The organism is Conyzicola sp. (assembly GCF_057073975.1).
In genome coordinates, this window is the sequence record NZ_JBXMIS010000008.1 from 1 (window position 1) to 11,688 (window position 11,688).

Consider the following 11,688-nt stretch of genomic DNA (forward strand, 5'->3'; position numbering starts at 1 on the left):
GGCCTGGCGTTCTGCAGCGAGCATGTCACAATCCTACTTGCTTTTGCACGTTTCTGCACGTTATGGTCACGGCATGACGAAACCCATGCTGATCCTCATTGCCGGCCCATACCGCTCCGGCACCAACGACGACCCCGCCCTGCTCGATGCCAACCTCGCCAGCCTCGAGCAGGCCGCGTGGCCGGTGTTCGAGGCAGGGCACATCCCGATGATCGGGGAGTGGGTTGCGCTGCCCGTGCTGCGCGGTGCTGGTGGAACCTCGATTGTCGACCCGATCGCATCCGGAATCATGTACCCCACCGCCGAGCGCCTGCTGCAGCACTGTGACGCCGTGCTGCGCCTGCCGGGCGACTCGAAGGGCGCAGACCAGGATGTCGCGATCGCCCAGGAGCGCGGGCTGCCGGTGTACTACTCGGTGGAGGAGCTGCCAATCGCGGGTTGAGTAGCTCGCGAAGCGCGCATATGAAACCCTCTCAGGTGGTCTCGATACGCCGCTGCGCGGCACTCGACCCGCTAGTTGAGCTGCTTCGCGAAGAACAGCGAGTTCTCTGCCTCGAGGTAGGAGCCGAAGGGGCCAATTGGCAGGTACCCGTGCTTCTCGTAGAACGTGATGGCGGCGGGCTGCAGAGGCCCGGTCTCCAGTTGCAGGGTCGTCACGGCGCGCTCGCGGGCGCGCTCCTCGAGCGAATCGAGGATGCCACCCCCGACGCCCTGACCGCGCGCTGCGTCGTGCACGAACATCCGCTTCAATTCCGCTGTTCCATCGCCCGCCTCAACGAGTGCCCCCATGCCGACGGCTTCGCCGTCGACGCGTGCGACCACGACCGTCACTGAGGGCTGCAGAAGCTCCGACACGTCGAGCAGGAAGTTGTCCTCCGGCGGGTAGAGCGCCTGGTGGAACGCGTCGCTCGCCTCGAGCAGCTCGAGGACTCCGGGCGCGGTTGCTGGCTCGATCGCGTACTCAGGCATGGGCTAACGCTAGCAATCGGGCAGGGCATCCTGTAACGTAGCCAAGTCGGCTCAAGACAGCGCGTCTTCTCGCGCAAGGGTTTGTAAGTCTTAGAGGCCGGATTGCCAGTAATCCGCTGGCATAAATCACACGTTGTATGTGACGGCCTCGGTCAAAGACTGCCCGGGATCAGTAGTAGTGCGCACCAGTGGTGCGCTTATTGCCATGCATTACGAAGAACCCGGAAAGCACCATGCCTTTTAACAACAACCAGGGCGGCAAGAAGCCCTACGCCGGCGGCAAGAGCGCCCCCAAGTCCAGTGCACAGCGTGAGGGCCACCGCGGCTACCGCCCGGAGGCTGCCGCCGCAGCCGCTCCCAAGAAGCGCTGGACCACGGATGACCGCGCGGCACGCACGGGCGACCGTTCCGGTGCCTCCGCCAGCCGTCCCGCCCGCGAGGGCAGCCGCCCGGAGTGGAGCCCCCGCGAGAAGCCGGCCCGCCCGGCCTACGGCGACCGCACCGAGCGTCCCGCCTACGGCGACCGCGCGGCTCGCACGGAGCGCCCTGCGTACAACAACGACCGTCCGGCTCGCCCGGCGTACGGTGACCGAACCGAGCGTCCCGCCTACGGTGACCGCCCAGCTCGCACGGAGCGCCCTGCGTACAACAACGACCGTCCGGCCCGCCCGGCGTACGGCGACCGCACCGAGCGTCCCGCCTACGGCGACCGACCGGCTCGCACGGAGCGCCCGGCGTACAACGACCGCCCGGCGCGCACCGACCGCCCCGCGTACAACTGCCACCCGGCCCGTACCGAGCGCCCGGCCTACAACGACCGCCCGGCGCGCACCGAGCGCCCCGCGTACAACGACCGCCCGGCCCGTACCGAGCGCCCGGCCTACAACTCCGAGCGTCCCGCGCGCACCTACGGCGACCGCCCAGAGCGCCCGGCTCGTGCCTTTGGCGATCGCCCGGAGCGCCCCGCCTACAGCGAGCGTCCGGCTCGCACGGAGCGACCGGCCTACAACGAGCGCCCGGCTCGCACGGAGCGCCCCGCCTACAACGCCGACCGCCCGGCTCGCCGCGACTTCGACGAGCGTCCCGCCAAGCGCGAGAGCGACTTCTACACCGCCCGTGCCACCACCGGCCCGGTCGAGGATGTCGTGCTCGAGCGCCTCGAGGCAGCCGTCATCACCGCCGGCGAGGTCGAAGGCGTGACCTTCGCCGACCTCGGCCTCGGCGCCAACATCGTGCGCCAGCTCGGCACGATGGGTGCGGAGGCGCCGTTCGCCATCCAGGCAGCGACCATCCCCGACGTTCTCGCCGGCAAGGACGTTCTCGGCCGCGGCAAGACCGGCTCCGGCAAGACCATCGCCTTCGGCGCACCGCTCGTCGAGCGCCTCATGGAGAACAACGGTGGCAAGGACCGCCAGATGGGCCGCAAGCCCCGCGCCCTCATCCTTGCTCCGACCCGCGAGCTCGCCCAGCAGATCGACCGCACCGTGCAGCCCATCGCACGCAGCGTCGGCCTGTTCACGACGACCATCGTCGGCGGCGTTCCGCAGTTCAAGCAGGTCTCCGTTCTGCAGCGCGGTGTCGACATCATCATCGCGACCCCCGGTCGTGTCGAAGACCTCATCGAGCAGGGTCGCCTCGACCTCAGCCAGGTCATGGTCACCGTGCTCGACGAGGCCGACCACATGTGCGACCTCGGATTCCTCGAGCCAGTGCAGCGCATCCTCGCCCAGACGAAGCAGGGCGGCCAGAAGCTGCTGTTCTCCGCCACCCTCGACAAGGGCGTTGCGACGCTCGTCAACGAGTTCCTCGTCGACCCCGCTGTTCACGAGGTCGCCGGTGAAGACCAGGCATCGTCGACGATCGACCACCGCGTGCTGCTCATCGAGCAGCGCGACAAGCGCGCGATCATCGAGCAGCTGACCGCCGGATCGGGAAAGACCCTCGTCTTCACCCGCACCCGTGCGTTCGCAGAGGAGATGAGCGAGTACCTCGAGGACCGCGGCATTCCTGCCACGAGCCTCCACGGCGACCTCAACCAGTCGCGCCGCACGCGCAACCTGCAGCTGCTGACGAGCGGCCGGGTCAACGTGCTCGTCGCAACCGACGTTGCCGCCCGTGGCATCCACGTTGACGACATCTCGCTCGTCATCCAGGCCGACGCACCGGAGGAGTACAAGACCTACCTCCACCGCTCCGGCCGCACCGGCCGCGCCGGCAAGGAGGGCACCGTCGTCACGCTGATTCCGAAGAACCGCCGTCGCAAGATGGACGAGCTTCTCGGCCGCGCCGACATCGACGCGAAGATCGACAACGTCGTTCCCGGCGACGTGCTGCTCGACGAGCTCGCTGCGCTGTAGCGGCCACTCACGAAGGGCGTCGGTCGTAACAGACCGGCGCACTTCGCCGTTTGACGACAGGATCGACGCATGACGACCACGGAGCAGATCGGCGACCTGCGGGTGCAGTTCCTCGCAGCCGACGGCGCGATCGTGCGCGATGCATCCGACCTCATCGGGGACGCGTGGGCCGCCGACGCCGGGCTGATCGTTATTCCGGTGCAGCGGCTCGATCCCGAGTTCTTTCGCCTCGCCTCGCTCATGGCAGGCGACATCCTGCAGAAGCTCGTCAACTACCGCCTGCGCGTCGCGATCGTCGGCGACACAGCGCCATACGTTGCGGCGAGCGACGCCCTTCGCGACTTCGTCTGGGAATCGAATCGCGGGCAGCAGGTGTGGTTCGTGTCGAGCGAGGACGAACTGCGAGCCAGGCTCGCCTAGGACTCGAGAGTGCGCTCGAGCGCGGGCAGCGCTGCCTCGATGGCCGTGACCTCGTCGTCGGAGAGCTGACCGAGCAGCTCCTGCACCATCGCACCACGGGCCGATCGCACGCGCACGACGGTATCGGTGCCGGCCGACGTCACGCTGATCAGCACGGCACGGCCGTCGTCGGGGTCAGGGCGACGCGAGACGAGTCCCTGTGCTTCGAGCTCCGCCACGAGCCGGGTGGTGCTCGGTGCAGAGACCTGCTCGATCTGGGCCAGCTCCGCGAGGCGCATGGGGCCCTCCTTGCTCACCGTCGCGAGGGCGGAGAGCAGCCCGTGGCTGAGCCCTCCACCAGCGCTGCGAAGTCGCCGATTGAGGCGGCCGACCACGAGGGCAAGGCGCGCGGGGGAATCGGCGCTCTCCATTCATGCTCCCTCGACTTTGTTGACCTCTATCAACATAATCACCCGGGATGCCGACATTGGCAATCGGTTCCGTGGCAGTCAGGCGAGAGCTAGCATGGCCGCCGCGGTGATCGCGAGGCCGAGCCCGACGTACTGCACGACCGCGATGCGCTCCTTGAGCACGATGGCGGCGAGGATGATCGTTCCCGCCGGATACAGCGCGGTCAGCACCGACATGATCGACAGCTCACCGAGCCGGAGACCGAGCAGCAGGCCGACGTTGGCGACGGCGTCGACGACGCCGCAGGCGAGGGAGAAGGCAAGCCCGGCTCGCCATCCGGTTCTTCCCGCCCTCCCGGTGAGAAGCAGCACGCCGACGACGGCGAACATGATCGTGGCGCTCGTGGCGCGGTTGAACACGAGGGGCACGAGCCCGGAGTCGTCGGGTGTCAGATCGATGATGATGAGGAACGCGCCGATGAGCGCGCCCGACGCGATGGCCATGAGGATGCCGTGCGGCGACGGCCGCACCGCGTGCTGCTCCTTCACGAAGCCGACGAGCACCACGGCGACGAGCGCTATGCCGATGGCGACGTAGCCGATCGGCCGCAGCGACTCGCCGCGCACGAGCCCGGCGGTGAGGGGAACGATGGCGCTGACGACGGCGGTGAGCGGGGAGAGGATGCTCATCGGGCCGATGGCGAGACACGCATACAGCAGCACGATGGCGAGCGATCCGGTGACGCCGGAGAGCACTCCGAGCAGCGCTGCCTGCACCGACCATTCGCCACCGACGATCGGAAGGAGCACGAGCAGCACGACAACACCGGTGAGGGCAGCGATGGCCGTCACGCGGATGGCAGACATGCGCCGTGCGCCGATGCCGCCGAGGAAGTCGGCTGCTCCGAAGACGAGCGCGCTCGCGACACCGACGACGACTGCGAGCATGCCTTCACGGTACCCGGTGCATGACCGGCGGGTTACACGAGCATGACTTCTGCGAATGCCCCTCGACTATTCGGGCCTCGCATGCCTACCATGAGCGATGCCCCCCACTCGGGGGTGCCCCATGCTGTCTGCTCTCTACAAGGAGTTCATCGAGTCATGCGCACCAGAACATCGGCTATCGCGGGGGCAGCACTGCTCGCGCTCACCCTCACGACACTCACGGCACCCGCGGCCAACGCCGCAGACGTCACCCACCTGATAGCCGATGTGCAGGGAGACGCGGCAACGACGCCGCTCGCCGGCACCGTCGTCACCGTGCAGGGAGTCGTCACGGGCGACTACCGCAACGCCACCGCGAGCGGCTACCGCGGCTTCTACCTCCAGGACCCGACGGGCAACCCCGCCGACAACCGGTCTGACGGCATCTTCGTCTTCGCCTCCAGCGCCAACCCGGGCATCGCCATCGGCGACCTCGTGAAGGTCACCGGCACCGCTGGAGAGTTCAACGGGCAGACGCAGATCACCGCTACCAGCGACGCGGCCTACGAGCTGGTTCAGGCCGCAGCAGGGCTGCCGGCCCCCGTCGCGCTGCCGAGCTCCGTCGTCGGCACCGCACGCGAGGCATTCGAGGGCATGCTCGTGAGCCCGCAGGACGCGCGACTGAGCTCCAGCCACCAGCTGTTCAACTTCGGAACGCTCTGGCTCAACGTCGGCTCGCTCGCCGTCAAGGCGACCGAGACGACGGACGCGGGGGCGGCTGCTGCCGCGATCGCAGCGCAGAACCGCGCCAACCGCCTGCTCGTCGATGACGGCTACAGCATCCAGGTCGGCAACGCCGCCCACCCCGGAAACCAGCCGTACTTCACCGCCGACACCGTCGTGCGCAACGGCGACCTGTTCGTCTCACCGGCAGCTGGCATGATCCTCGGCTGGGGCTTCGACGACTGGCGCCTGCAGCCGCAGCGCCCGCTGAGCGACAGCTCACCGGCTGAGTACGCGGCCCTCGAGCCGACCTGGCAGACCGCGAACGCCCGCACGGCGGCTCCCGCCGAGGTGGGTGGCGACTTCTCGGTCGGCGCGTTCAACGTCTTCAACTACTTCACGACCTTCGGCGGCCAGGCTCGAGGAGCGGCCAACGAGGCCGAGTTCCTCGTGCAGCAGTCGAAGATCGTCTCTGCCATCAACGCCCTCGACGCCGATGTCGTCGCCCTCATGGAGATCGAGAACTCTGTAAAGCTCGGCGAGCCAGCCGACGAGGCGCTCGGCAACCTGGTCGCCGCACTCAACGCGGCGAGCGCGCCGGGCACCTGGAGCTTCGTGCCGACACCGGCACCGCTGCTGGATGCCGCAACGACCGACTTCATCACCAACGCCATCATCTACAAGACGGCCTCGGCCACGCCTGTCGGCGGTAGTTTCGCCGCCACCGACGAGACCGTCTGGGACATCGCGCGAGAGCCCATCGCCCAGACCTTCGAGGTCGACGGCAAGATGCTCACCGTTGTCGCGAACCACTTCAAGTCGAAGAGCCCGCCGGCCGGTAACACCGCGCCGGAGCCGGCCGACCTGCAGGGCTTCTTCAACGCGGAGCGGGTAGAGCAGGCCACGGCACTCATGAGCTTCGTCTCTGGTATCCAGGCCGACCCCGCCAAGGGGCCCGATGTGATCCTGCTCGGCGACTTCAACGCGTACCACGAGGAGGACCCGGCCCAGGTGATCACGGGAGCCGGCTTCGTCGACCTCGTGCCAGACCTCACCGACGAGTACACCTACACGTTCGACGGCGAGCTCGGCTCGCTCGACCACGCGTTCGCGTCGCCGTCGCTTGCCCCGTTCGTCACGGGAACCGACGTGTGGAACATCAACTCGCCTGAGTGGTCTGACCGCGGCTACGAGTTCGGGGCCGCCGAGGCTGGCACCCCATTCCGCTCGAGCGACCACGACCCGATCAAGGTCGGCGTGAGCTCTGCGGCGACGCCGGTGAGCATCGACCTGCTGAGCATCAACGACTTCCACGGCCGACTCGAGGCAGCGCCGCCCATCGCGGGCGCAGCCGTGCTCGCCGGGATGGTCGACAGCTACCGCGCCGCGAACCCCAACACGGTGTTCGTCGGTGCCGGCGACCTGATCGGAGCATCGACGTTCACGTCGTTCATCCAGCAGGACCAGCCGACGATCGACGCCTTCAACGAGATGGGTCTCGACGCGAGCGCGTTCGGCAACCACGAGTTCGACGGCGGCCGCGACGATGTTGACAACCGCATCCTTCCGGCGGCGGACTGGGACTACCTCTCTGCCAACATCTACGACCGCGCTTCCGGGCTGCCCGCCTATGACGAGTACTACCTTCAGCCGTTCGGCGATGTCACCGTCGGGTTCATCGGCGCGATGACGGAGGAGCTGCCGAGCCTGGTCAGCCCCGGCGGCATCGAGACGCTCGAGGTGCGACCGGTGGTTCCGGAGGTCAACCGTGTCGCCGACGCGCTGAGCGACGGCAATGCCGCGAACGGCGAGGCCGACGTGATCGTGCTCCTCGTGCACGAGGGCGCGACAACCGTCGATATCGCGAGCGCCACCGACAGCTCGCCATTCGGACGGATCGTGACGGGCGCCAACGCGAATGTCGACGCGATCATCTCCGGTCACACGCATCTCGCGTACGACCACGAGATCCCGATTCCGGGAACGGATCGCACCCGCCCCGTCATCTCGTCGGGCCAGTACGGCGAGAAGTACAGCCACACCTCGCTCTCTGTCGACCCGGAGACCGGCGACCTGCTCTCCATCTCGTCGGAGGTGCTCCCGCTCGCCGGGCTGTTCCCGCCCGACCCGGAGGTAGCGGCCATCGTGGCCGACGCCGTCGCGGTCGCGAAGGAGCTGGGAAAGGTGAAGGTCGGTGACATCACGGCATCCTTCAACCGGGCGAAGCAGACCGCTGCCGGCTCGGAGAACCGCGGTGGCGAGTCCACTCTCGGCAACTTCGTCGCCGACGTGCAGCTGTGGGCGACCCAGGATGCCGGCTCTGAGATCGCGCTGATGAACCCGGGCGGACTACGGGCCAACCTCACCTACGCGTCGAGCGGGGTCGACGATCCGAACGGCAACGTGACGTTCGCAGAGGCCGCAGCAGTGCAGCCCTTCGCCAACACGCTCGTGACGATGACGCTCACGGGCGCCCAGCTCAAGACGACGCTAGAGCAGCAGTGGCAGCCCGCCGGTGCGAGCCGCCCGTTCCTCAAGCTCGGCGTCTCCGAGTCGCTCAAGTACACCTACGACCCGGCCGGGCCAGCGGGTGACCGCGTCGACGCGATCTACGTCAACGGCGAGCTCGTGGATGCGACCGACACCTTCACGGTGACCGTCAACTCCTTCCTGTCCACCGGCGGCGACAACTTCACCGCCCTGGCCGGGGGAACCGATAAGTCGGATTCGGGAAAGATCGACCTGCAGAGCATGGTCGACTACTTCGAGGCCAACCCCGTCGCGACGCCCGACTACGCCCAGCGCGCGGTCGGCGTGACACTCTCGGCTCCCGACGCCGATGGCTACGGCCCCGGTGACAGCGTCACGCTGAACCTCTCGTCGTTGCTGTTCAGCAACGGGGAGCCGAACAGCGGAACGGCGACGGTCAGCCTCGGCGACACCGTGCTCGGCTCTGCGCCGATCGATCCCACCATCGTCGACACGACGGATGAGGTCGGTCGTGCCGCGGTAACGGTCACGATCCCGGTGGGAACGCCGGGCGGCCCCGCCGCGCTGCTGGTGACGGTTCCAGAGACGGGAACGAGCATCGAGGTGCCGATCGAGATCGTCTCGCCGCTCGAGGAGATCGCCAATATCAAGGCACCCAAGATCACCGGTGCAGTGAAGGTCGGCAAGACCCTCTCGGTCAACGAGGGAGAGTGGAGCGTCGAGGACCCGACGTTCTCCTACCAGTGGAACCGTGACGGAGTGGCGATCGAGGGGGCGACCTCTGAGCAGTACACCGTGACTGCTGCGGATGCGGGAACGAGGCTCACGGTCACGGTCACCGCCAGCGCTGATGGCTACGCCGACGGATCCGCCACCTCGGCAGAGAAGGCGGTCGGCAAGCTGCAGACGCGCAGCTCCGGGTCGCTCGACCGTCACCTGCTGCTCGGCACCCGCTCGGTCGGCTACGACATCGAGGTTGCGGCAGAGGCTGGCGTCGTGCCGACCGGCACCGCGACCGTCTACATCGGCTCCCGAGCCGTGCAGACGGTGGAGCTGGATGCTGACGGCACCGCCGAGGTGACGCTCACCGGGCTCAGCCGCGGCATCCACCTCGTCACCGTGCGGTACGAGGGAACGGCTCAGCTCGCGTCGTCGCGCAGCCTGCCCGACCTTCTGATCGTTCTGTAGTGCAGCAGAGGCCCCGGGCTGGTGACAGCTCGGGGCCTCTGTCTGCCCACCTCCGTAGACTCTGGTGGTGACTACCGCTCCGCTCGATGTTCTGCACAAGGTCTTCGGCTACGACTCGTTCCGTGGCGACCAGGCGGCGATCATCGACCAGGTGGTCGGCGGCGGCGATGCCCTCGTGCTCATGCCGACCGGCGGCGGCAAGTCGCTCTGCTACCAGATTCCCGCTCTCGTGCGCGAGGGCACCGGCGTCGTCATCTCCCCGCTCATCGCGCTCATGCAAGACCAGGTCGACGCGCTCACCGCTGTCGGCGCGCGGGCGGCCTTCCTCAACTCCACCCAGTCTGGCGACGAGCGCCTTCGCGTCGAGGCGGCGTTCCTCGCCGGCGAGCTCGACCTGCTCTACCTCGCCCCTGAGCGGCTCGGCGTCTCGTCGACGGTCGACCTGCTCGACCGCGGGCGCATCTCGCTGTTCGCGATCGACGAGGCGCACTGTGTCTCGCAGTGGGGCCACGACTTCCGCCCCGACTACCTTCGCTTGTCGATGCTGCACGAGCGGTGGCCGACGGTTCCCCGCATCGCACTGACCGCGACCGCGACAGAGCAGACGCACGCAGAGATCACCCGCCGATTGCAGCTGGATGACGCGAAGCACTTCGTGTCGAGTTTCGACCGCCCCAACATCCAGTACCGCATCGACCCGAAGGCCCAGCCACTGCAGCAGCTGCTCACCCTGCTGCGCACCGAGCACCCCGGCGACGCCGGCATCGTCTACTGCCTCTCGCGCGCCTCGGTCGAGAAGACCGCGCAGTTCCTCGTCGACCAGGGCATTCCTGCCCTGCCGTACCACGCCGGTCTCGACACCCGGGTGCGGGCGGCGAACCAGTCGCGGTTCCTTCGCGAAGACGGCATCGTCATGGTCGCCACGATCGCCTTCGGCATGGGCATCGACAAGCCGGATGTGCGCTTCGTCGCCCACCTCGACCTGCCGAAGAGCGTCGAGGGCTACTACCAGGAGACCGGGCGCGCGGGTCGCGACGGCCTTCCGGCCACGGCGTGGCTCGCCTACGGACTGCAGGATGTCGTGCAGCAGCGCCGCATGATCGACCAGTCCGAGGGCGACGAGCAGCACCGCCGCCGCCTCGGGGTTCACCTCGACGCGATGCTCGCGCTCTGCGAGACCATCGAGTGCCGCCGGGTTCAGCTGCTCGCCTACTTCGGCCAGAGCTCGGCGGCGTGCGGCAACTGCGACACCTGCCTCACCCCGCCAGAGGCGGTCGACGGCACGGTGCCAGCGCAGAAGCTGCTGTCGACCATCGTGCGGCTGCAGCGCGAGCGCAACCAGCGGTTCGGGGCCGGGCACCTCATCGACATCCTGCTGGGCAAGACCACTCCGCGCACCACGCAGTACGGCCACGACCAGCTGAGCACCTGGGGTCTCGGCATAGAGCTCGGCGAGCAGGAGTGGCGCGGCGTTGTGCGGCAGCTGCTCGCGCAGGGCCTGCTCGGCACGAGCGCCGACGGCTACGGCACCCTGGTCATCACCGAGGCCTCGGCGAGCGTGCTGTCTGGCTCTCGCACGGTCAGCCTCCGTAAAGAGGTGGAGCGTGCGGCCAAGGTCAAGAAGTCGAAGGCGGCGCTCGACCTGCCCGCCGAGGCCGGCGACCTGTTCGAGAAGCTGCGCGAGTGGCGGGCCGGTGAGGCGCGAGAGCAGGGGGTTCCTGCCTACATCGTGTTCGGCGACGCGACCCTTCGCGGCATCGCGATCTCGCGGCCGTCGACCCTCGCAGAGCTCGGCACCATCAGCGGTGTCGGTGAGAAGAAGCTAGAGCAGTACGGCGCGGGCCTGCTCGAGGTGGTCGCTGCGGCGTACGCCGCATGAGGCCAGCGCCGATCACCTCCATTCGCCGCATCGCGGCGTCCCAGCTGATCGGGTCGACGGTCGACGGAATCGCGCTGAGCACCGCGGTGCTCTACTTCAGCATCCACGTCGGCATCGGCGAGACCACGATCGGCCTCGTGCTGGCGCTCGGTGCCGGGCTCGCCCTCGCGTCGTCGGTTCCCATCGGCATGCTCGCCGATGCGATCGGGCTGCGCGCCGCCGGCATCGGGCTGAGCGCGCTCGCGTCACTTGCGCTCGTGTTCTACGCGCTCGCCGACGGCCTGCCACTGTACGTCGCCGGAGCCTGCTGCTTTCTCGTGGCGCAGTCCGCGCTCAACGCGATCCG

Annotated in this window: 9 protein-coding genes; 6 read left to right on the forward strand and 3 right to left on the reverse strand. The window is 68.2% G+C overall.

The window, feature by feature from the left end:
- Positions 1–73: 73 nt before the first annotated feature.
- On the forward strand, positions 74–442 hold the full coding sequence (locus AC14A7_RS00560) for a DUF4406 domain-containing protein (protein WP_484005927.1): 369 nt from the start codon (positions 74–76) through the stop codon (positions 440–442).
- A gap of 71 nt (positions 443–513) precedes the next feature.
- Here AC14A7_RS00560 and AC14A7_RS00565 read toward each other — a convergent pair whose 3' ends face one another.
- Positions 514–969 (reverse strand): GNAT family N-acetyltransferase, encoded by a 456-nt coding sequence (locus AC14A7_RS00565; RefSeq protein WP_484005928.1) that lies wholly within the window; start codon positions 967–969, stop codon positions 514–516.
- 233 nt (positions 970–1,202) lie between these two features.
- On the opposite strand from AC14A7_RS00565, the gene AC14A7_RS00570 reads away from it, so the two are divergent.
- Together AC14A7_RS00570 and AC14A7_RS00575 are read left to right on the forward strand one after the other, a co-directional pair.
- Complete coding sequence (locus AC14A7_RS00570) at positions 1,203–3,326, forward strand: DEAD/DEAH box helicase (RefSeq protein WP_484005929.1); 2,124 nt, start codon at positions 1,203–1,205, stop codon at positions 3,324–3,326.
- Between the two features lie 69 nt (positions 3,327–3,395).
- Positions 3,396–3,746, forward strand: a complete 351-nt coding sequence (locus AC14A7_RS00575) for a DUF4180 domain-containing protein (RefSeq protein WP_484005931.1) — start codon at positions 3,396–3,398, stop codon at positions 3,744–3,746.
- Here AC14A7_RS00575 and AC14A7_RS00580 read toward each other — a convergent pair.
- Positions 3,743–4,156, reverse strand: coding sequence for a MarR family winged helix-turn-helix transcriptional regulator (locus AC14A7_RS00580; protein WP_484005932.1), 414 nt, complete (start codon positions 4,154–4,156; stop codon positions 3,743–3,745). The genes AC14A7_RS00575 and AC14A7_RS00580 overlap by 4 nt on opposite strands.
- Positions 4,157–4,234: 78 nt before the next feature.
- A complete protein-coding gene (locus tag AC14A7_RS00585) occupies positions 4,235–5,083 on the reverse strand; it encodes an EamA family transporter (protein ID WP_484005934.1) in 849 nt (282 codons plus the stop codon).
- Between the two features lie 156 nt (positions 5,084–5,239).
- On the opposite strand from AC14A7_RS00585, the gene AC14A7_RS00590 reads away from it, so the two are divergent.
- The 3 genes from AC14A7_RS00590 to AC14A7_RS00600 form a co-directional block, all read left to right on the forward strand.
- Positions 5,240–9,463 carry an ExeM/NucH family extracellular endonuclease gene (locus AC14A7_RS00590; protein WP_484005935.1) on the forward strand — a complete coding sequence of 1,408 codons (4,224 nt, stop codon included), beginning with the start codon at positions 5,240–5,242 and terminating at the stop codon, positions 9,461–9,463.
- 67 nt (positions 9,464–9,530) lie between these two features.
- Positions 9,531–11,342, forward strand: a complete 1,812-nt coding sequence (recQ, locus tag AC14A7_RS00595) for a DNA helicase RecQ (protein WP_484005937.1) — start codon at positions 9,531–9,533, stop codon at positions 11,340–11,342.
- On the forward strand, positions 11,339–11,688 hold a 350-nt coding region (locus AC14A7_RS00600; protein ID WP_484005938.1), incomplete at its 3' end, for a hypothetical protein. The genes recQ and AC14A7_RS00600, both read left to right, overlap by 4 nt.

Excerpts from the sequence above, each read along its gene's own strand:
- AC14A7_RS00585 (WP_484005934.1), bottom strand. The coding sequence starts at position 5,083 with ATGCTCGCAGTCGTCGTCGGTGTCGCGAGCGCGCTCGTCTTCGGAGCA.
- AC14A7_RS00570 (WP_484005929.1), top strand. The coding sequence starts at position 1,203 with ATGCCTTTTAACAACAACCAGGGCGGCAAGAAGCCCTACGCCGGCGGC.
- AC14A7_RS00560 (WP_484005927.1), top strand. The coding sequence starts at position 74 with ATGACGAAACCCATGCTGATCCTCATTGCCGGCCCATACCGCTCCGGC.
- AC14A7_RS00575 (WP_484005931.1), top strand. The coding sequence starts at position 3,396 with ATGACGACCACGGAGCAGATCGGCGACCTGCGGGTGCAGTTCCTCGCA.
- AC14A7_RS00590 (WP_484005935.1), top strand. The coding sequence starts at position 5,240 with ATGCGCACCAGAACATCGGCTATCGCGGGGGCAGCACTGCTCGCGCTC.
- AC14A7_RS00565 (WP_484005928.1), bottom strand. The coding sequence starts at position 969 with ATGCCTGAGTACGCGATCGAGCCAGCAACCGCGCCCGGAGTCCTCGAG.
- AC14A7_RS00580 (WP_484005932.1), bottom strand. The coding sequence starts at position 4,156 with ATGGAGAGCGCCGATTCCCCCGCGCGCCTTGCCCTCGTGGTCGGCCGC.